The 19638-nt window shown below is 59.4% G+C and carries 18 protein-coding genes; 12 read left to right on the top strand and 6 right to left on the bottom strand.

Annotated features, from left to right (window positions below; genetic code table 11):
* Positions 1 to 139: 139 nt before the first annotated feature.
* The 5 genes from ACQZ5K_RS10240 (at position 140) to ACQZ5K_RS10260 (ending at position 7891) form a co-directional block, all read left to right on the top strand.
* Positions 140 to 1090: a phosphoribosylaminoimidazolesuccinocarboxamide synthase gene (locus tag ACQZ5K_RS10240; protein WP_448740279.1), complete on the top strand. Its 951-nt coding sequence runs from the start codon at positions 140 to 142 to the stop codon at positions 1088 to 1090.
* A 2-nt stretch (positions 1091 to 1092) separates the two neighbouring features.
* Positions 1093 to 1752, top strand: a complete 660-nt coding sequence (locus tag ACQZ5K_RS10245; protein ID WP_448740280.1) for a TetR family transcriptional regulator — start codon at positions 1093 to 1095, stop codon at positions 1750 to 1752.
* A gap of 198 nt (positions 1753 to 1950) precedes the next feature.
* Positions 1951 to 3153 carry an efflux RND transporter periplasmic adaptor subunit gene (locus ACQZ5K_RS10250; protein WP_065657016.1) on the top strand — a complete coding sequence of 401 codons (1203 nt, stop codon included), beginning with the start codon at positions 1951 to 1953 and terminating at the stop codon, positions 3151 to 3153.
* 53 nt (positions 3154 to 3206) lie between these two features.
* Positions 3207 to 6296, top strand: coding sequence for an efflux RND transporter permease subunit (locus ACQZ5K_RS10255; protein WP_035261240.1), 3090 nt, complete (start codon positions 3207 to 3209; stop codon positions 6294 to 6296).
* 149 nt (positions 6297 to 6445) lie between these two features.
* Positions 6446 to 7891 (top strand): efflux transporter outer membrane subunit, encoded by a 1446-nt coding sequence (locus ACQZ5K_RS10260; protein ID WP_003521325.1) that lies wholly within the window; start codon positions 6446 to 6448, stop codon positions 7889 to 7891.
* A gap of 112 nt (positions 7892 to 8003) precedes the next feature.
* Here ACQZ5K_RS10260 and efp read toward each other — a convergent pair whose 3' ends face one another.
* Positions 8004 to 8573 (bottom strand): elongation factor P, encoded by a 570-nt coding sequence (gene efp, locus ACQZ5K_RS10265; protein ID WP_003521324.1) that lies wholly within the window; start codon positions 8571 to 8573, stop codon positions 8004 to 8006.
* 251 nt (positions 8574 to 8824) lie between these two features.
* Between efp and epmA the strand changes: the two genes are divergently transcribed.
* From epmA to ACQZ5K_RS10280, 3 genes are all read left to right on the top strand, one after another.
* On the top strand, positions 8825 to 9889 hold the full coding sequence (gene epmA, locus ACQZ5K_RS10270) for an EF-P lysine aminoacylase EpmA (RefSeq protein WP_448740281.1): 1065 nt from the start codon (positions 8825 to 8827) through the stop codon (positions 9887 to 9889).
* Positions 9886 to 10950: a lysine-2,3-aminomutase-like protein gene (locus ACQZ5K_RS10275; protein ID WP_448740282.1), complete on the top strand. Its 1065-nt coding sequence runs from the start codon at positions 9886 to 9888 to the stop codon at positions 10948 to 10950. The genes epmA and ACQZ5K_RS10275 overlap by 4 nt, the downstream gene beginning before the upstream one ends.
* 378 nt (positions 10951 to 11328) lie before the next feature.
* On the top strand, positions 11329 to 11520 hold the full coding sequence (locus tag ACQZ5K_RS10280; RefSeq protein WP_003492264.1) for a hypothetical protein: 192 nt from the start codon (positions 11329 to 11331) through the stop codon (positions 11518 to 11520).
* 306 nt (positions 11521 to 11826) lie between these two features.
* Here ACQZ5K_RS10280 and ACQZ5K_RS10285 read toward each other — a convergent pair whose 3' ends face one another.
* Positions 11827 to 12063 carry an Lrp/AsnC ligand binding domain-containing protein gene (locus tag ACQZ5K_RS10285; RefSeq protein WP_003521320.1) on the bottom strand — a complete coding sequence of 79 codons (237 nt, stop codon included), beginning with the start codon at positions 12061 to 12063 and terminating at the stop codon, positions 11827 to 11829.
* 103 nt (positions 12064 to 12166) lie between these two features.
* The gene (locus ACQZ5K_RS10290) at positions 12167 to 13093 is read right to left on the bottom strand and encodes a LysR family transcriptional regulator (protein WP_448740283.1); all 927 of its coding nucleotides are present in this window, start codon (positions 13091 to 13093) and stop codon (positions 12167 to 12169) included.
* Between the two features lie 130 nt (positions 13094 to 13223).
* On the opposite strand from ACQZ5K_RS10290, the gene ACQZ5K_RS10295 reads away from it, so the two are divergent.
* From ACQZ5K_RS10295 to modC, 4 genes are all read left to right on the top strand, one after another.
* Positions 13224 to 14507, top strand: coding sequence for an NAD(P)/FAD-dependent oxidoreductase (locus tag ACQZ5K_RS10295; RefSeq protein ID WP_448740284.1), 1284 nt, complete (start codon positions 13224 to 13226; stop codon positions 14505 to 14507).
* Between the two features lie 268 nt (positions 14508 to 14775).
* Entirely contained in the window at positions 14776 to 15567 is a 792-nt protein-coding gene (gene modA, locus ACQZ5K_RS10300) for a molybdate ABC transporter substrate-binding protein (protein ID WP_448740285.1), read from the top strand.
* A 53-nt stretch (positions 15568 to 15620) separates the two neighbouring features.
* A complete protein-coding gene (gene modB, locus ACQZ5K_RS10305; RefSeq protein WP_020813461.1) occupies positions 15621 to 16328 on the top strand; it encodes a molybdate ABC transporter permease subunit in 708 nt (235 codons plus the stop codon).
* The gene (gene modC, locus ACQZ5K_RS10310; RefSeq protein WP_448740286.1) at positions 16325 to 17401 is read left to right on the top strand and encodes a molybdenum ABC transporter ATP-binding protein; all 1077 of its coding nucleotides are present in this window, start codon (positions 16325 to 16327) and stop codon (positions 17399 to 17401) included. The genes modB and modC overlap by 4 nt, the downstream gene beginning before the upstream one ends.
* On the opposite strand, the gene ACQZ5K_RS10315 is transcribed toward modC, so the two are convergent.
* From ACQZ5K_RS10315 to ACQZ5K_RS10325, 3 genes are all read right to left on the bottom strand, one after another.
* Positions 17370 to 17765 carry a winged helix-turn-helix domain-containing protein gene (locus ACQZ5K_RS10315; protein ID WP_174023380.1) on the bottom strand — a complete coding sequence of 132 codons (396 nt, stop codon included), beginning with the start codon at positions 17763 to 17765 and terminating at the stop codon, positions 17370 to 17372. The genes modC and ACQZ5K_RS10315 overlap by 32 nt on opposite strands.
* A gap of 3 nt (positions 17766 to 17768) precedes the next feature.
* The gene (locus tag ACQZ5K_RS10320; RefSeq protein ID WP_448740287.1) at positions 17769 to 18773 is read right to left on the bottom strand and encodes a P1 family peptidase; all 1005 of its coding nucleotides are present in this window, start codon (positions 18771 to 18773) and stop codon (positions 17769 to 17771) included.
* Between the two features lie 88 nt (positions 18774 to 18861).
* Positions 18862 to 19635 carry a thiazole synthase gene (locus ACQZ5K_RS10325; RefSeq protein WP_448740288.1) on the bottom strand — a complete coding sequence of 258 codons (774 nt, stop codon included), beginning with the start codon at positions 19633 to 19635 and terminating at the stop codon, positions 18862 to 18864.
* Positions 19636 to 19638 lie beyond the last annotated feature (3 nt).

Here is a 19638-nt window from a genome sequence, read left to right on the forward strand (position 1 = left end):
CTAACGGGAACCGGAGAAAAAGGCAGCCTTCATGTCGCGACTGGCCCTGTTCCAGGAAACATGCAATAGGAACGGACGAGAGTTTCAGAAGACTTGAGGCGTCTAACGCCTCTTTATAAAGCCAAGAATTGGAGAGCCCGTGCGCATTCTCGATGAAGCCGTCATTTCCGAGCTGCCGAATTATTACCGTGGCAAGGTGCGGGAAAACTACGATCTGCCCGACGGCAACCGCATCATCATATCGACCGATCGCCTTAGCGCCTTTGATCGTATCCTCACCTGCATACCTTATAAGGGACAGGTACTGACCCAGACGGCACGCTACTGGTTCGAACAAACGAAGGATATTTGTCCGAACCACGTCGTGAGCTATCCCGACCCCAATGTCGTCATCGGCAAGCGGCTGGACATATTGCCGGTCGAGGTGGTGGTTCGCGGTTATCTTGCCGGCACCACCGGCACGTCCATCCTGACCCTTTATAAGAAGGGCGAGCGGCAGATGTACGGCATGAGCCTGCCCGACGGGATGAAGGACAACCAGATTCTGCCCGAACCGGTGATCACGCCGACAAGCAAGGCCTTCGATGGCGGTCATGACGAGCCGCTGACACCGGCCGAGATCGTGGAAAAGAAACTGCTGACGCAGGAGCAATGGGACACGCTTTCCCGTTACGCGCTGGCGCTGTTCAAGCGCGGGCAGGAAATTGCCGCAAAGCAGGGCCTCATTCTCGTCGATACGAAATATGAATTCGGGACGGATGAAAACGGCACCATCATCCTGGCCGACGAGATCCACACGCCCGATAGCAGCCGCTACTGGATGGCCGACAGTTATGACGAAAGCTTCCTCAACGGAACACGGCCGGCTAGCTTCGACAAGGATTTCGTGAGGGCCTGGGTCGCCGAACGCTGCGACCCTTATAAGGACGACGTTCCCGAAATTCCGCAGGACCTCGTCTTGCAGACTTCGAAGGTCTATGTTGATGCTTACGAGCGCATCACCGGACAAAGCTTCGTTCCCGACGATAGTGGCGAGACGCCGCTTGCAAGAATACGCCGGAACCTGGAGCCATTCTTCCCCGGAGTCTGACCGTGAGCAAAACGATCGAACAGGCGAGAAAGGACGACAGGAAGAGTGACCGTCCTGTCAAGCGCCGGCCTCGCCGTTCCGCCGAGGAAACGCGGCGGGACATTCTCGCCAAAGCAGAAGAGCTTTTCCGGGAACGTGGTTTCAATGCTGTGGCGATTGCCGATATCGCCGCGGCGCTCGGCATGTCTCCCGCCAACGTCTTCAAGAATTTCAGCTCGAAGAACGCGCTCGTCGATGCGATCGCCTTCGAGCAGATCGGCGTATTCGAACGGGGCATCCAGCCGCTGGATAAAAGCCACGCGCCGCTTTCGAGACTGCGCCATCTCGCCCGCACCCTGATGGAACAGCACCACCAGGATCTAAACGACAATCCCTACATATTCGAAATGATCCTGATGACGGCCAAGCAGGACATGAAGTGCGGCGACTATTATAAAGCCGTCATCGCCAACCTGCTCGCCGACATTATCCGCGACGGTATCGACGCGCGAATCTACGAGCCGGCCGAGGTTTCTCCCCTGGCGGAGACCGTGCTCCACGCGCTGACAAGCGTGATTCATCCCGTCCTCATTGCCCGGGAAGATATCGGCAATTTAGCAACACGTTGCGATCAACTCGTCGATTTAATCGACGCGGGATTGCGCAATCCGCTTGCTAAGTGACGATTCCCAATTTACGTCACCTTCTCGCAATTGCTTGCGAAGCGCAAAAGCCTGCGCTTCTATGCGCTTGGCGGTCCGGACAGAATGAGCGAATCGGGTCCTTCCAAGGCCTTCGCCTGTCGTGTCTGTTTCCGGACGCGCATCCGCCGAGCGACATTGCGCTTATAGTTGAATGCGACCGATACGCAGGGAAGAACAATGAGCCGACGTATTTTACCCCTATTTGCTTCTCTGTGTGTGACCGCGCTTCTGGCGGGCTGCAGCGATGGCGGCGAGAGTAGCCAGAACGCCGCCCAGAGCGCCGAGCGTCCGCCGTCTCCGGTCAGCATCATCCTGATGAAGACCAGCGAATATCCCTTGACCACCGTTCTGCCCGGCCGCGCCAGCGCGTTCCAGACAGCGGAAATCCGCCCGCGCGTCACCGGCATCATCCGCGAAATTCCCTTCAAGGAAGGCAGCGAGGTCAAGCAGGGCGATATTCTCTACCAGATTGAGGACAATACCTATCTGGCGGAAGTAGCGCAGGCGAAGGCAAACGTGGCAAAGGCCGAAGCAAGCATTCCGAGCGCCCAGGCGAACCTTGCCCGCTACGAGCGGCTGGTCAACAGCGGCGCAACGCAGATTGAATATGAAAACGCCAAGGTGACGCTGCTGCAGGCGCAAGCCGATGTGGCCCAGACCAAGGCGGCGCTGGAAACGGCGGAAATCAACCTCGATCTCACCAAGGTCCGCGCCCCCTTCGACGGCATCACCAGCGCAACCGCTTTCAGCATCGGCAACGTGGTGACAGCCAACCAGACGACGGCTTTGACGACGCTGCGCCGCATCGATCCGATCTATATCGACCTGATGGAATCCAGCATCAATCTCCTGCGTCTGAAAAAGGCGATCTCGTCGGGCCAGCTCGGCGGCGACACGAAGGAAACCGGCATTCACCTGACGCTGGAAGACGGCACGGAATACAAGCATGACGGCAAGATCGACATGTCGGACATGGCCGTGAGCGAAACCACGGGCACCTTCTCCATCCGCGCCCTCTTCGAAAACCCGGACGATCTTCTGCTTCCCGGTACCTATGTCCGCGCCACGCTGACCATCGGCAAGGAAAAAGGCTTCCGCATTCCGCAGCGCGCCGCGAGCCGGAACGCCAATGGCGAACTGACAGCGAAATTCGTGACGGCGGAAAACAAGGTGGAAACCCGCACCTTCCCGTCCAGCCAGCAGTCGGGCAATGCCTGGCTGGTAACTGAGAACGTCAAGGATGGCGACAAGCTCATCGTCGACGGCTTCCAGTGGATTGCCGACGGTGCGACGGTCGCACCGGTTGAAGTGACCATCGACGATCGCGGTATCGTCGTTATGCCGCAGCAAGCTCAGCCTGCCGCCGCCCCCTCGAAATAAGCATGAGCACGAAACCCTCGGTCGAAGCTCGTAAAAGGTAAGGCAGGACTGCCATGGCCCATTTCTTCATCCGGCGCCCCGTGTTTGCATGGGTTATCGCCATCGTCATCATGCTGGGCGGCGCCCTTGCGATCTGGACGCTTTCCATTTCGCAATATCCCGATATCGCACCGACGACGGTACGCGTCAGCGCGACCTATAATGGCGCGAGCGCCGAGACAGTCGAAAAATCGGTGACGACCATTATCGAGGACGGCATGACCGGCCTTGATGACCTCACCTATATGACATCGTCGTCCTCAACCGGCAGCGCCGAAGTGACGCTGACCTTCGGCAATACCATCCTGCCGGACATCGCGCAGGTTCAGGTGCAGAACAAGCTGCAGCTTGTTCAGTCGCAACTGCCCGACACCGTGCAGCAGCAGGGTCTTCAGGTCAGTCGATCCACATCCAGTATTCTGATGGTTGGCGCACTGATCTCGACCGATGGCAAGCGCAACTCCGCCGATCTCGGCGATGTCTTCTCCTCTCGTGTCGAAGACCAGATCAAGCGCCTCGAAGGCGTGGGCAGTATCAACGTCTTCGGTTCCGAATATGCGATGCGCATCTGGCTGGATCCGTTCAAGCTCAATAAATACCAGCTGACTACGGCCGACGTGACCAGCGCCATCGAAAGCCAGAACACCCAGGTTTCGGTCGGTTCGCTTGGCGCGGTGCCCGCCGTCAAAGGTCAGCAGCTCAACGTGACGGTGACGGCGCAGAGCCAGCTCACCACCGTCGCCGATTTCGAATCGGTCATCCTGAAAGTCGAGAAGGACGGCGCAACCGTTCGCCTGAGCGACGTGGCCCGCATTGAAATCGGCCAGGAAACCTATGGCGGCGATTCCCGTTCGAACGGCCGTCCCTCTGCCGGTTTTGCGGTCAACCTCGCCACAGGTGCCAATGCGCTCGATACGGCAGCGCGCGTAAAGTCGGCGCTTTCCGCTGTCGAAGGTTCGCTCCCCGAGGGGGTTTCGATCGAATATCCCTATGACACGACACCCTTCGTGAAGCTGTCGATCGAGAAAGTGGTACACACGCTGATCGAGGCGATCATCCTTGTCTTTGTCGTGCTGCTGGTGTTCCTGCAAAACCTCAGAGCCACCTTCATTCCGATGATCGCGGTTCCCGTCGTGCTTCTCGGCACGTTCGGCGTCCTTGCGCTGACAGGATATTCCATCAATACGCTCACCATGTTCGCCATGGTTCTGGCCATCGGCCTTCTCGTTGACGACGCTATCGTCGTTGTCGAAAACGTCGAACGAATCATGTCGGAAGAGGGCTTGTCGCCCGTCGAAGCGACTGAAAAATCGATGGGCGAGATCACAGGTGCGATCATTGGCATCGCGCTCGTGCTCACCGCCGTGTTCATTCCGATGGCCTTCTTCGGTGGATCGACGGGTATCATCTACCGCCAGTTCTCGGTCACCATCGTTTCGGCCATGCTGCTTTCGGCGGTGGTCGCCATCGTTCTGACGCCGGCGCTCTGCGCCACGATGCTGAAGCCGATCGACCATCACAAGAAGCAGCGCGGACCGGGCGCGTGGTTCAACCGCGGCTTTGGCAAGACGACGGATGGTTATGTTTCCTCCATCGGTTATCTGCTGAAGCGGCCCCTGCGCGTGATGATTATTTTCGCGATCGTGATCGGCGGCTGCGCCTGGTTCTTCAGCAAGCTGCCCAGCTCGTTCCTGCCGCAGGAAGATCAGGGCGTGCTGCTGACGATCATCCAGACGCCGACCGGTTCGAACATCGAACGGACCAACGAAGTGGTGAAGCAGGTCGAAAGCTACTTCCGTGAAAAGGAAGCCGCCAATGTCGAATCGGTTTTCGGCGTTCTCGGCTTCAGCTTCAGCGGTTCGGGCCAGAACAACGCCATCGTCTTCACCAAGCTCAAGGATTTCGCCGAGAGAACGGCCCCCGACCAACACGCCGGCGCCATCGTGCAGCGCGCGATGGGCACCTTCTTCGGTTTCCGCGACGCTCAGGTGTTTCCGCTTCTGCCGCCGGCAATTCAGGGCATGGGCACATCGAGCGGTTTCTCGATGTATCTCGTGGATAGCGGCCGTAACGGCACCGAGGCACTGACCGCCACGTCCAAGGAGCTGATCGCGCTGGCGACCAGCAATCCGAAGGTCAGCTCGCTCAGAAGCGACAGTCAGGACAATGAAACGCAGATGAAGATCATTCTCGATCAGGAAAAGATGGGAGCCATGGGCGTCGATCTCTCCTCCGTGAACCTCATGCTGTCGACGATCTTTGCCGGCCGGGATGTCAACGACTTCACGCTGAACGGCGAGCTCAAGCCCGTCTATGTTCAGGGTGATGCGCCCTATCGCATGCAGCCGGACGATCTCAAGTTCTGGTATGCCCGCAACACCAGCGGCGAAATGGTGCCTTTCTCTTCCTTCAGCGAAGTAAAATGGATCAATGCTCCGCCGTCTCTCGCCCGCTTCAACGGCACGGGCGCTATCTCGCTCGAAGGCACCGCCGGTGCGGGCGTTGCATCCGGTGACGCCATGGACGAGATGGAACGCCTGACGGCGAGCCTGCCGGGCGGTTACACGGTGGCATGGCAGGGCATTTCCTATCAGGAACGCCTTTCCGGCTCGCAGGCGCCGATGCTCTATGCGCTCTCGGTGCTGATCGTCTTCCTTTGCCTTGCCGCCCTTTATGAAAGCTGGTCGATCCCCTTCTCGGTCATCATGGCCGTGCCGGTGGGCGTCCTCGGCGCTCTGACTGCGGCGCATTTCTTCGGCCAATCGAACGACGTCTACTTCAAGGTGGGCCTGCTGACGACCATCGGCCTTGCGGCGAAAAACGCGATTCTGATCGTCGAATTCGCCAAGGAAAGACAGGAGCATGGACTAAGCCTGATGGAAGCGACACTGGAAGCGGCGAAGCTGCGCCTGCGTCCGATCATCATGACGTCGCTGGCCTTCATCCTCGGCGTCGTGCCTCTCGCAATCGCAACCGGAGCGGGTTCCGCCGCACAAAATGCAATTGGTATCGGGGTGCTGGGTGGTATGCTTTCTGCAACACTGCTCGGAATTTTCTTCGTTCCGTCCTTTTTCGTCATCATTCGTCGCCTTTCAAGGCGTTAACAAAACAAAAATGGGCTGTGCCAACCGTTAATACGCTGCTAGAAATGTTGCCGATTTGGCAAATGCACGTTTCTACGGCATATCGACCGCGCAGCCCATTTGTCAGCAAGCCGCGCTCGGTAAGCCAACCAGAGAATTGGGAAAATTACATGCTGTCTATTCGCGCTACTCTTCCCCTGACAATGCTGCTGCTCTCAGGCTGTGTTGTCGGGCCCGACCACAAGACCCCGGAAATTCAATTGCCGGGAAAGTTTGCGGAAGCCGGAAAAACCAGTAATGGCGACATCAGCAGCGTTGCGTGGTGGACAGCCTTTAACGATAGCCGCCTCAATGGTTACGTTTCGACTGGCCTCAGCCAGAACCTGACCGTGATGCAGGCGATCGAGCGCATCAATCAGGCGGAAGCCCAGGTTATCTCGGCCGGCGCGGGCGGTCTGCCGAGCCTGACGGCAAACGGCAGCCACACGACCAGCGAGACCAAGGGTAGCTACCGTGATGTTCCCGTCACCAACGTATCGTCGGGCGGTCTCAGCGTCTCCTGGCTGCTTGACCTCTTCGGCCGCTATCGCCGCGCCACGGAAAGCGCCAATGCATCGCTCGATGCCGCTTACTCCACCGTCGATGTTCAGCGCCTGACGCTGATTTCCTCGGTCGCAGCAGCCTATATCGATGTGCGTTATTATCAGGAGCGCCTGGCGATTGCCCGTCAGAACCTGGCTTCCCGCCGCGAAACGCTGGACCTCACCAAGCTGCAGCTTGAAGCGGGCGCGGCTTCCCGTCTCGATGTCGTCCAGTCCGAAGGTCTGGTGAACTCGACGCTGTCCGACATTCCGGGCCTCGAAACCAACTTCCGCAAGGCGGCGCATCGCATCGCCACGCTTCTCGGCCTGCCGGCCTCATCTCTGATTTCCGAATTGCAGAAGGGCGCACGCCAGCCGGTTGCCCGCAGCATTCCGCGCACCGGCATTCCGGCCGATCTCATCCGCAACCGTCCGGACATTCGTGTCGCCGAACGCAATCTCGCCGCCGCAGTTGCCTCAATCGGTGTCGCGGAAGCGCAGCTCTATCCCAGCATCGAGCTCGGCGGATCGATCACGCCAAGCTACAATTTCCTGAGCGGTGGCGGCAGGGGAACGGCCAATAGCTGGTCCTTCGGTCCGAGCCTCGTTCTGCCGATTCTCGATGGCGGCAGCATCCGCGCCAATATCGATCTGGCCAATTCCCAGGCGCGTGAAGAATATCTCGTCTGGAAGCAGACGGTGCTGACCGCTGTGGAAGAAGTCGAAAACGCTCTGGCCGCCGTCACCCGCGATCAGCGCACGGCCGATGCATTGCGCAAGACCGTGGCGTCCTATCAGGAAGCATTGCAGCTTTCGACGGCCAGCTACCGCGACGGTGCCTCCTCGCTGCTCGACGTTCTCGATGCGCAGCGCCAGGTTTCCACCGCACAGGCAAGCCTTGCACAGGCTGTACAGCAGACCGCGCAGGACTACGTCTCGCTGAACGTAGCGCTTGGCGGCGGTTATGCCGTTGGCCAGACCACGGCTCCGAAGAAGGCGCCCGGCCCGACCCGGACCGCGGCAAAGGCCATGTAAGATACGCCGCAAGGCAAAGAAAAAGCCCGCGTCTCGACGCGGGCTTTTTTATTGTTAATGACACAAAAAAAGCACCGGTCTCCCGGTGCTTTTGTCTAACTAGCCGTCAGGCTCAGTTCTTGGCGCGCTCGACGTAGGAATTGTCTTCCGTCGCGATTACCACGCGGATACCGGCATCGATATGCGGCGGCACCATGGTGCGGATGCCGTTGGAAAGAATGGCCGGCTTGTAGGAAGAAGAAGCCGTCTGGCCCTTAACGACCGGTTCGGTCTCGGTGATTTCCAGCGTGACGTGGCGCGGCAGTTCGACGGCCAGCGGATTGCCTTCATGAATGGAAAGAATGCAGGTCATGCCTTCCTGCAGGTAGGCCTTCTGATCGCCCATCGTCTCAGTGTCGACCACAACCTGATCGTAGTTCTCCGGGTTCATGAAGTGGAAGCCTTCGCCATCTTCATAAAGGAACTGGAAGTTCAGGTCTTCAACGAAAGCGCGCTCGACCTGCTCGGTGGTGCGCCAGCGCTCGGAGACCTTCACGCCGTCAACGATGCGGCGCATGTCCACCTGCGTGACCGGCGTGCCCTTGCCGGGGTGAAAGTTCTGCGCGGTAAGAACGACGTAAAGCTTGCCGTCCACGTCGAGAACATTGCCCTTGCGGACGGATGAGGCGATAACCTTGACCATATGACTTCCTTGTAACTCGATGAAATGCGTCGTAAAGGACTGCGCGGCAGCACCGGCCCCGGCAGACGTTTTGTCTTTTTTCTGGGGCGCAACTACCTTAAATCCGCACGAATTGCCAGCCTTCTACAGCAATTCGCGGAAGAGTGCCTAGCGGTTTTCCGCCCGGAATAGCTTTAAATGACGCGATCAGGCGTTTTGCGGGCCGTTTATCCGCAATTGGGCGCCGCAGAGAAGACGGAAAAGAACAGAGAATGCGCGCAAGCAACGAAACAATGTCGCCATGGTGGACGCCGGACGTCCACGCCGACCGCCGCGCGTTTCTCATTGGGCGCAATGCGATCCAGTCGGCTTTTCGCGGCTATTTCGCCAGCGCCGATTTTCTCGAGGTCGACACGGCGACATTGCAGATTTCCCCCGGCAATGAGGCGCATCTGCATGCTTTCTCTACACAGGGCCTGACGCCGGCCGGCGACGCCGTGCCGCTTTATCTGCACACCTCGCCTGAATTCGCCTGCAAGAAGCTGCTCGCCGCCGGCGAAAAACGCATCACCTGTTTTGCCCATGTTTACAGAAACCGGGAACGAGGCCCCCTGCATCATCCGGAATTCACGATGCTGGAATGGTACCGGGTCGGCGAAACCTATGAGAGCCTGATGAAGGACAGCGCCAATCTTCTGGCGCTGGCAGCAGAAACCACAAAGACGAAGAATTTCACCTATCGCGGCCGCAACGTTGATCCCTTCCTCGAACCGGAGCGGGTAAGCGTCGCCGAAGCCTTCGAGCGATATGCGGGCGTCGACCTGCTGGCCACCATCAGCCGAAACGGCGAAACCGACGCTCGCCATCTTGCAGCGAACCTCACCGATGCCGGCATCCGCGTGGCCGATGACGATACCTGGGTGGATATGTTCAGCCGCGTCATCGTGGAGCGGGTGGAGCCGGAGCTGGGTTTCGGCAGGGCGACAATTCTCGACGAATATCCGACCTGTGAGGCGGCCCTTGCCCGCAAGTCACCCAAGGATGCGCGCGTGGCGGAGCGTTTCGAGCTATATGCCTGCGGCGTTGAACTCGCCAACGCCTTCGGCGAATTGACCGACGCCACCGAGCAGAGGCGACGTTTCGAAATGGAAATGACCGAGAAGCAGCGGGTTTACGGCGAAAGCTATCCGCTGGACGAGGATTTTCTGTCCGCGCTGGCAATCATGCCATCGGCAAGCGGCATAGCGCTCGGTTTCGACCGGCTGGTGATGCTGGCAACCGGCGCGCCCCGTATCGATCTCGTCATGTGGGCCCCAGTCGCGGAATATGGACGATGACAGGGCTTGAGACCATCAAGACAGCCGAGGCACTTCTCGAAGCGGGGCTTATCGAAGCCGAAGCGCTCGAGACGCTGCGCGCGGTGACGCAAGTTTACGCGCTCGCCATCACGCCATCGATTGCCGGGCTGATCGACGGCCGCGACCCGCAGGATCCCATCGCCCGACAATTCGTTCCTGATCCGGCCGAACTCGTTCATCTTCCTGAAGAACGGGACGATCCGATTGGCGACGACGCGCACAGCCCCGTCCACGGCATCGTCCACCGTTATCCCGACCGGGTGCTTTTAAAGGCAGTGCATGTCTGCCCCGTTTATTGCCGCTTCTGTTTCCGCCGGGAGATGGTCGGACCGCAGGGCAACGGCATGATGAGCCCGGCGGAACTCGACGCCGCATTCGGCTATATAAAGGCCAATCCCGCCATCTGGGAGGTCATCCTGACTGGTGGCGATCCGCTGGTGCTTTCCCCACGGCGCTTGTCCGACCTGATGACGCGCCTGAAAGACATACCGCATGTGAAGATTGTCCGCTTCCATACCCGCGTGCCGGTGGTCGATCCCGACCGTATCGACGCGGCGCTGATCAATGCGCTGAAGGCCAGCGGCAAAACCACCTATGTGGCCCTGCACGCGAATCATTCCCGAGAACTCAGCGAAGCCGCAAGACAGGCTTCGGCACGCCTGATCGATGCCGGCATCGCCATGGTCAGCCAGACGGTCCTTTTGAAAGGCGTTAATGACGACCCGGCTGTTCTTGCCGAGTTGATGCGCGCCTTTGTCGAGACCCGTATCAAGCCTTATTACCTGCATCATCCCGATCTTGCGCCCGGCACCAGCCATTTCCGGCTGACGATAGAAGAGGGGCAGCGAATCGTTTCCGCTTTGCGGGGGCATGTCTCCGGCCTTTGCCAGCCGACCTATGTTCTCGACATTCCTGGCGGCCACGGCAAAGCGGCAATTGGCAGAAATGCGGCCGAAAAGACCCGCGATGGCTGTTATTCCGTTTCCGACTTCAACGGAAACGATCATATTTACCCACCGCCAGCCACCGGCGACGATTAAAAAATACATAAAAAGCCTGCTATAGCGGGCTTTTCGCGGCGGCAGCCAACGAAAACAAAAATTTCACATTTCCGCCCCTCTCCTGTCATCATAAAGAAAAATATTCTACCTATAACAATCAGCATTGATTTTAGTGCTGGTCTGGATTATCAGTGTGGAACTGGAGAACAAGTCTCCTGATTCCGGGCCAACATCAATACAGGGAGTGTGTCATGTCAAAACATATCAACATCAACGCAATCCTTGGTTTTGAGTCCTGGAACGCTGGATTTAAATCCACGTGTTCCCGCTGCTGTCGAATGTGACTTAACGGTCTCAATTTCCTGAAAATCAGTTCGACAACATGCTGTGTGAAGTAGCCACAGCGGGAGTATATCTATGCAGAAGCAAGTTATTGAATTCGCTGGCGAGCCCGTCGGCATCGTTATCCCGGATAATGACCGGTTGAAGTTCATCGCGGTGAAGTTCCACGTTCACGACCTGGACGAACAGAAGTTCGACAGCGCCGACGACGTGCGGATTGCGATCCGCGATCTCGTGCGCAACCGGAATCTGGCCGCGGTCGCCTGATGCGGGAAAGCTTTCGCCCGCTCACAGAACCGTCAAAACCAGAGCGCGCCAAATATCGGACCCCGAACAGCGGCCCGATGGCGCGCTCTTCTCTTGCATGTCTTGCACGATAATCCGGCTGCCTGCATCGCGCCGGCCGTAGATCGCCAAATCGCTCTGAAGAATAGAGCACGGAAGCGCCCCACCCGCTTCCCATCGTCAGACAGAAAGCATTCCAGCAGAATCAAAGTGGCGTATGGCGCCCTGCAAAACGGCACTCGTCGGGCTTTACCCCGCCGCCATGCATGTATCGTCAGATAGGCTGCATCAAAACGCGGTGAAGGTCAGCGTCGTCAGCGAGCGCACGATTCCCGGAATATTGACGATGTTCTGGTTGATGAACTTGCCGATATCTTCTTCCTGCGGCAGATAGATTTTCAGCAGCAGATCATATTCACCGCTGGTGGAATAAAGCTCGGAAACCAGTTCCGTCTTATAGATGGCGTCGGCGACATCATAGGTCTTGCCGGGCTCACATTGAAGCTGAACGAAAATGGGCTTCACGGACATCTCCCGTATTTGAACTTTCGGTGCATGGCTGCTCGCGCCACGCGTCATGGCGCACTATTGGCTGAGCGGCGTCCGTCTTGCAAGACCGCTTACCGGTTTACGCTGAAAACTCCCCGACCCCACCGTTCGCCCCGGTTGCGGCCTCGGAAACGATCCACTGCCGAAAACTTTCGAGCGGCGCATAACCGGCGCGATCCGGCATGCAGGCGAGGTAATAGGCTTCCTCGCTCTCCACTTCCCCCGCAACAGCCGCGACCAGACGACCACTTCGCAACTCCTCCTCGATCATGAAAGAAGGAATGAGCGACGCCCCAACCCCGGCGCTCGCCGCCTCGGCAATCGTCGTGAACTGATCGAAAAGCATGCCATGCACATTATCGAAACTGACGCCATGACTGCGAAACCATTTCTCCCAGGCGTCCGGCCGGGTCGTCATGTGCAGCAACGGGACATGCAGCAGATCGCCCGGCCTTGAAAGCCCGTGTCGCGCCTTGAATGCGGGGCTGCATACCGGAATGACCTTTTCATGCATCAGGAAAACCAGCTCGGTGCCCGGCCAATGCGGCAATCCGAAATGGATGGCCGCATCGACTGTATCGGTGCGGAAATCGAACAGCGATGATCGCGTCAGAAGATTGACCGAAACGCCGGGGTGTCTGGCGATGAAATCGGGAAGGCGCGGCACGAGCCAGCGCGTGCCGAAGCTCGGCAGAACCCCGAGGTTGAGCGTGCCGCCATCCGGATTGGCGCGCAGGTTGAGCGAGGCCGTCGATATGCGCCGCAAGGCCTCGCGGATTTCCCGCGCATAGCCCTCCCCCGCCCTTGTCAGCCGGATCGTCTGCCGCTCACGCAAGAACAGCGCCACGCCGAGCTGCTCTTCGAGCGCCAGGATTTGGCGGCTGACCGCACCCTGCGTCAGCCCCAGTTCCCTCGCAGCGGCGGTGACGCTGCCCGTCCGGGAAGCGGCTTCGAAAGCCGCCAGCAGCGACAGCGACGGCAGAAAACGGCGTGGCGGCAGGACCATATTCCCTCACGGAATGAACTCTTGACGATATGTCGATATTCAACAGGCAAGACCGCTTGTAAAGTCTTATAAACAAGGGCTTGTCACTCATACGAAGAACAAATGAACTGGCCCGGAACACGGTGGAACGATGTATAATGACCCCCGCTCGCACGGCCTCTGGGAACAGACCGCGCCGCAGCCGCCCGTAACGCCCGCCTTGCAGGGCGCAGCGGTTGCCGATATCGTCGTCGTCGGAGGTGGTTTTACCGGCCAGTCCGCCGCCCTTCATCTTGCGGGACGGGGTGTGGATGTCGTTCTTCTCGAAGCAAGGGAAATCGGCTTCGGCGGCGCAGGCCGCAATGTCGGCCTCATCAATGGCGGCATGTGGGTCATGCCGAAAGAGCTGCCCGGCGTGCTGGGCGAGGTTTACGGCGAGCGGCTTCTCGACCTTCTGGGCAATGCCCCGCTTCTCGTGCGTGAACTGGTGGAAAAACACGCAATTCCCTGCGAGATCGAAAAAAACGGCACGCTCCATTGTGCCGTCGGAGAAAAAGGGCTCGCCGAAATCCGTGAGCGCTGCGAACAATGGGCGGCGAGAGGCGCCCCCGTCCGTATCCTCGATGCCGAAGAGACAGCGAGACGCACCGGCAGTACGGGCTATTCCGGTGCGCTTCTGGATACACGCGCCGGCACGATACAGCCGCTTGCCTATGTTCGAGGCCTTGCCGCAGCCGCCCAGAAAGCGGGCGTGCGCCTGCACACCGAAAGCCCCGTGGTAGCGACCGAACGCAGCAACGGAAAATGGGTGGTGAAGACGCCGCAAGGGTCTGTAATCGCCAACTGGATCGTTGTGGCCACCGAAGCCTATAGCACCGGCCCGTGGCAGATCGTTCGCGATGAACAGGTCTACCTGCCCTATTTCAATTTCGCGACCAGACCGCTCGGCGACAATCTGCAAAAGAGCATCCTGCCCGGCCGTGAAGGCTGCTGGGATACGAAGGAGATTCTCTCATCCTTCCGCATGGACAAAGCCGGCCGGCTGATCTTCGGCAGCGTCGGCGCCCTGCGCGGCACCGGAGCCGCCATTCATCGTGCCTGGGCGAAGCGCTCGCTGAAGCGGCTTTTCCCGCAGCTCGGGGATACGGAATTCGAATGTGAATGGTACGGCCAAATCGGCATGACGGACAATGCCGTGCCCCGCTTTCACAAATTCGCTGAAAATGTTGTCGGCTTTGCAGGCTATAACGGCCGCGGCATCGCGCCGGGCACGGCCTTTGGCAAGGTCATTGCGCAGCATATTCTCGGAGAGATTGCTGAAGCCGAATTGCCGCTGCCTTTGACGGAGCCGAAAGCGCAGTCTTTCCGGGCGGTGAAGGAAGCCTATTACGAGGCAGGCGCACAGATCGCCCATTTCGCCGGCGAGCGTTTTTGATCGGACACGGAGCCGCTTCAAGGGAACGACGTCATCCTTGGGCTTGTCCCAAGGATCTAATCACATTCAATAAAATGGAGACGTTGCAGATGCGCGGGATAAGCCCGAGCATGACGAGGAGAGCTTTTCGAGCTTAACCACCCCTCTAAACAGACATCCGGGCAGCCTCTTTTCCCCATCCCATCGATATATCCTTGAAAATATAATGATTGCCCTATAGGCCTATCGATATATTCATCAGAATATCTCGAACCGGGGGTAACAGACCATGAGACTTTTGCGTCGCAGCTTCTTCAAAGCCATTGCCGCAGCCACATCCTTCTGGATGGCGGCCTCATTCGCAGCCGTTCCGGCCCATGCAGCCGAAAAAGTCACGGTGTTTGCTGCCGCAAGCATGAAAAACGCGCTCGATGCTCTCAACGCCGAATGGGCGAAGGAAAGCGGTAACGAAGCAACTGTTTCTTATGCCGCAAGCTCGGCGCTCGCCAAGCAGATCGAGCAGGGCGCGCCAGCGGATATCTTCATTTCGGCCGACCTTGCATGGATGGACTATGTCGCCGAAAAGAAGCTGATCAACGCTGACAGCCGCTCCAATCTTCTCGGCAACCGCATCGTTCTCGTCGCTCCCGCAGACAAGGCAAAGCCGGTCGAGATCAAGCAGGGCTTCGATCTTGCCGCTCTGGTGGGCGATGGCCGTCTGGCCATGGGTGCGGTCGATTCCGTGCCGGCGGGCAAATACGGCAAGGCCGCTCTGGAAAAGCTCGGGGTCTGGTCCTCCGTCGAACAGAAGGTCGCCGGCGCGGAGAGCGTGCGTGCCGCCCTGCTGCTCGTCTCGCGCGGCGAAGCACCCTATGGCATCGTCTACCAGACCGACGCCGCCGCCGATCCGGGTGTGAAGATCGTCGGCACCTTCCCGGAAGACAGCCATCCGCCGATCATCTACCCGGTGGCCATTCTTTCGGAAGCCAGGTCCCCGGCAGCAAAAGCCTATCTGGATTTCCTGAAATCGGCCAAGGCAACGCCCTTCTTCGAAAAGCAAGGCTTTACCGTTTTGAAATAAACTGCCTTTCGTGGCCCCAACCTATGGGCTGCGAGAGATGACGATTGCAGGATATGGCATTGCATTGGTGGACACTCAGCCCTGAAGAATGGACGGCGATCAGGCTCAGCCTGTGGGTGTCGTCCATCGCCATGCTTGCCAGCCTGCCTTTCGGCATTCTGGTCGCCGTGGCGCTGGCGCGCGGTCGCTTCTGGGGCAAGTCTCTCCTCAATGGCATCGTCCACCTGCCGCTCATCCTGCCGCCCGTCGTCACCGGCTTTCTGCTGCTCGTCCTGTTCGGCCGCAGGGGCGCGATCGGGCAATTTCTCGATAGCTGGTTCGGCATCGTCTTTTCCTTCCGCTGGACCGGGGCGGCACTCGCCTGTGCCGTCATGGCCTTTCCGCTGATGGTGCGTTCCATCCGTCTCTCCATAGAAGCGGTGGACCGCAAGCTGGAAGAGGCGGCGGGAACATTGGGGGCAAGCCCGTTCTGGGTGTTCCTCACCGTTACGCTTCCCCTGACATTGCCCGGCATCATCGCCGGCATGATCCTGGCTTTCGCAAAGGCCATGGGCGAATTCGGCGCGACCATCACCTTCGTGTCCAATATTCCCGGCGAGACCCAGACTTTGTCCGCCGCCATCTATACCTTCACCCAGGTTCCGGGCGGCGATGCCGGTGCGTTGCGGCTAACCATTGTCTCCGTCGTGATTTCCATGCTCGCTTTGCTCGTCTCGGAGTTTCTGGCCCGCATCGTCGGCAAACGGGTGAGCATGGAATGACGCTTTCGGTCGCCACCCGCCATCGCCTCGGTTCTTTCGAACTCGATGCGTCATTCACCTCCGAAGGCGGCGTCACCGCGCTGTTCGGACGCTCCGGCTCCGGCAAAACCTCGATGATCCGCATCATAGCAGGCCTGTTGCGGCCGGATGAGGGACAGGTTTTGCTCGATGGCGAAGCGCTGGCCGATAGCGGAACACGACTGTTCCTGCCGGCTCATAAACGCCGCTTCGGTTATGTTTTTCAGGAAGCGCGGCTCTTCCCGCATCTCAGCGTGGCGCAGAACCTGCATTACGGCCGCTGGTTCGCCGTGAACAAAACCGGGAACGCGAATGAAGACCGCATCGTCGACATGCTCGGCATCGGCCATCTCCTGCAGCGCCGGCCGGACAAGCTTTCCGGCGGCGAAAAACAGCGTGTCGCGATTGGCCGCGCGCTTCTGTCATCGCCTCGCCTGTTGTTGATGGACGAGCCCCTCGCCTCGCTCGACGAGGAGCGAAAAGCAGAGATCATTCCCTATCTCGAACGGCTGCGCGACGAGACGAAAATACCGATCGTTTATGTCAGCCATTCTATTCAGGAGGTCGCCCGCCTCGCCGACCGCATCGTGGTAATGAAGGACGGCAAGGTGGAGGCGCAGAGAAAAGCGGCCGACGTGCTTTCCAGACCGGATTTCAGCACGCATCTCGAACGACGCGAAGCGGGCAGCATTCTTTCCGGCCACATTGAAAGCTTTGATGAGCGGCATGGCCTTGCCGCCGTAACGCTGAAGACCATGCTGCTGCATGTGCCGGCAAAAAGGGGAGTGGCCGGCAGCCCGGCACGGGTGCTCATACCGGCGCGCGATGTGATGCTGGCAACCGTAAAGCCCGAAGGCTTAAGCGCGCTCAACATTCTCGCGGGCCATGTCGCGACTGTTTCTGTCAGCGAAGACGGCATGGTCACGGTTCATGTGGATTGCGGCGGCGACATCATCCAGTCGCGCATCACCGATCTGTCACGCGAAAGGCTACAACTGGAACCCGGAAAACCGGTGCACGCGATCATAAAGTCGGCGGCTCTCGATCCCTATTGAGAGCCGCGTCGGGATTGCGGTTGGCCTCCAGCCAGTCGATATCCGCGCGCAAGGCCTCGTTCATCCGTTTTTCCATGCCGCGATAACGCTCCAGCACCTCAGTGCCGAAAGCGGTCAGCGCCGCACCTCCGCCCTGTTTGCCGCCGCGCTGCGATTCAATGACCGGTTGCCTGAACATATGGTTCAGTGCATCCACCAGCAGCCATGCGCGGCGATAGGACATGTCCATCGCCCGCCCGGCGGCGGAGATGGAGCCGGTCTCGACAATCAACTCCATCAATTCGATCTTGCCATGACCGAGACGTTCCCCGGGTGGAAAGTCGATACGAAGAACAGGCTTCAGTGGAGAAGGGGCCTCACTCATCGTTCAAAGGCTCCGTCCATGAAGATCGCGATAGGCCTTTTGCGCTCCGTCCACCGGTAAGGCCGTCGCCTCATAGACGCCACGCGCGACCGCGCGCGCCATCACCATGGTCGCCAGATGGCAGAGCTCGGCGAAATGAACGCCGCCCTCAAGCGGCTTTTCACCGGTCGAGGCCGCGAACATGGTGTCGCCGTCGCTTGGCAGATGGGCGGGCAGAACGGCACGCGCCAGCCCGTCATGCGCCATGATGGAAAGGCGATGCGCCTGCGCCTTGGTGAGTACGGCATCCGTCACCACCGCACCGATGGTCGTTGCCGTGAGATTGACCCCCTTGAGTCGCAGCGCGGTATGATCCGGCTCGAAACGATCGGGAAAACCGCAATCGCCGTATTCACCCTGCACTTCAAACGGCGCGGACCAGAAATGGCGGCTCGTTCCAACGGTTGCCGAGCCGAGCGCATTGACGGCAACGATGGCCCCCACTTTATAACCGCCGGAACTGACAGCACTTGCCGAACCGAGCCCGCCCTTGAAGGTGGCGGTCGTCGCCCCCGTTCCCGCACCGACCGTTCCAAGCTCAAAGGGCGTCGCACGCGCCGCCTTGAAGGCCGCGTATCCCATCTCGCGATAGGGCGAATGCAGCCCCCAATCCTTGTCGCCGCCATTCAGCAGATCCATCAGGATCGCCTGCGGCACGATGGGAACGCGGGTGGAACCCACCTGCAGGCCGCGTCCGATTTCGCGCAGCCCGGCCTGAACGCCGCCCGCCGCATCCAGCCCCAAGGCAGAACCGCCTGACAGCACGAAGGCATCTACCGTTTCCACCGTCATCGTCGGGTCGAGCAGGCCGGTATCGCGCCCGCCCGGCGCACCACCCAAAACAGAACCGGAAGCGATGGCGGGCTTTTCGAAAACAATCGCCGTAACACCGGAGCCGAGGGCAAGATCGGTGACATTGCCGACCGAAACGCCGCCGATATCAGTTAGAAGATTGGTGAGTGCCGCCATGCCGTTTCCCTTTTTCTCCCGGTATCCCGCCACCATCAGGCACTGTCAACGCAAAACGTGAGGTGCCTGATGTCGACGACGGCCGTGATCAGGAAAAAACAGCCGTTCCGATCACGGGCGTCGAGGGAACGGCCATGTCCCTCGGCTCCAGCGGCCCGCAGAGATATGCCTGATGGCCGGCTTCTATCGCCCGAGCGAAAGCCTCCGCCATACCGACCGGGTCTCCCGCGCCCGCCACCGCCGTGTTGAGCAGAACGGCATCGTAACCGAGCTCCATCACCGTGACCGCATGCGACGGGCGGCCGATACCGGCATCGACGATCAGCGGCACATCCGGGAAACGCGCCCGCATGGATTTCAGCGCCGTCAGATTGAGCGGTCCCATGGCGCTGCCGATTGGCGCGCACCAGGGCATCAGCACCCTGCAGCCTGCCTCCAGCAGCTTCTCGGCCACGACCAGATCGTCGGTCGTATAGGGAAAGACCTCGAAACCATCGTCGCAGAGGATTTTCGCCGCCTCGACAAGTGCGAAGACATCAGGCTGCAGCGTGTCGTGATGACCGATGACCTCCAGCTTGATCCAGTCGGTGTTAAAAACCTCGCGGGCCATCCTTGCCGTCAGCACCGCTTCCTTGACCGTGTGGCAACCGGCGGTATTGGGCAGAATCTGGCGATCCAGCTCGCGGATAAGCTCAAAAAACTGACCGCCCTTCTTGCCACCCGCCGTTTCCCGGCGCAGTGAAATCGTCAGAATATCCGTGTTGCTCACCCGCACGGCATCGGCAAGCACAGCGGGGGACGGATAGCGCGCCGTGCCGAGCAGGAGACGAGACGAGACCTCGCGGCCATAAAGCGTCAGCATGGT

This window comes from Agrobacterium sp. 22-226-1, from assembly GCF_053522345.1.

What these genes read in the sequence shown, in the direction of transcription:
- modB (WP_020813461.1), top strand. Translation starts at nt 15,621, where the DNA reads ATGGCATTGCATTGGTGGACACTCAGCCCTGAAGAATGGACGGCGATC.
- ACQZ5K_RS10255 (WP_035261240.1), top strand. Translation starts at nt 3,207, where the DNA reads ATGGCCCATTTCTTCATCCGGCGCCCCGTGTTTGCATGGGTTATCGCC.
- ACQZ5K_RS10280 (WP_003492264.1), top strand. Translation starts at nt 11,329, where the DNA reads ATGCAGAAGCAAGTTATTGAATTCGCTGGCGAGCCCGTCGGCATCGTT.
- ACQZ5K_RS10275 (WP_448740282.1), top strand. Translation starts at nt 9,886, where the DNA reads ATGACAGGGCTTGAGACCATCAAGACAGCCGAGGCACTTCTCGAAGCG.
- ACQZ5K_RS10295 (WP_448740284.1), top strand. Translation starts at nt 13,224, where the DNA reads ATGTATAATGACCCCCGCTCGCACGGCCTCTGGGAACAGACCGCGCCG.
- modC (WP_448740286.1), top strand. Translation starts at nt 16,325, where the DNA reads ATGACGCTTTCGGTCGCCACCCGCCATCGCCTCGGTTCTTTCGAACTC.
- ACQZ5K_RS10325 (WP_448740288.1), bottom strand. Translation starts at nt 19,635, where the DNA reads ATGCTGACGCTTTATGGCCGCGAGGTCTCGTCTCGTCTCCTGCTCGGC.
- ACQZ5K_RS10290 (WP_448740283.1), bottom strand. Translation starts at nt 13,093, where the DNA reads ATGGTCCTGCCGCCACGCCGTTTTCTGCCGTCGCTGTCGCTGCTGGCG.
- ACQZ5K_RS10320 (WP_448740287.1), bottom strand. Translation starts at nt 18,773, where the DNA reads ATGGCGGCACTCACCAATCTTCTAACTGATATCGGCGGCGTTTCGGTC.
- ACQZ5K_RS10315 (WP_174023380.1), bottom strand. Translation starts at nt 17,765, where the DNA reads ATGAGTGAGGCCCCTTCTCCACTGAAGCCTGTTCTTCGTATCGACTTT.
- ACQZ5K_RS10250 (WP_065657016.1), top strand. Translation starts at nt 1,951, where the DNA reads ATGAGCCGACGTATTTTACCCCTATTTGCTTCTCTGTGTGTGACCGCG.
- efp (WP_003521324.1), bottom strand. Translation starts at nt 8,573, where the DNA reads ATGGTCAAGGTTATCGCCTCATCCGTCCGCAAGGGCAATGTTCTCGAC.
- epmA (WP_448740281.1), top strand. Translation starts at nt 8,825, where the DNA reads ATGCGCGCAAGCAACGAAACAATGTCGCCATGGTGGACGCCGGACGTC.
- ACQZ5K_RS10260 (WP_003521325.1), top strand. Translation starts at nt 6,446, where the DNA reads ATGCTGTCTATTCGCGCTACTCTTCCCCTGACAATGCTGCTGCTCTCA.
- modA (WP_448740285.1), top strand. Translation starts at nt 14,776, where the DNA reads ATGAGACTTTTGCGTCGCAGCTTCTTCAAAGCCATTGCCGCAGCCACA.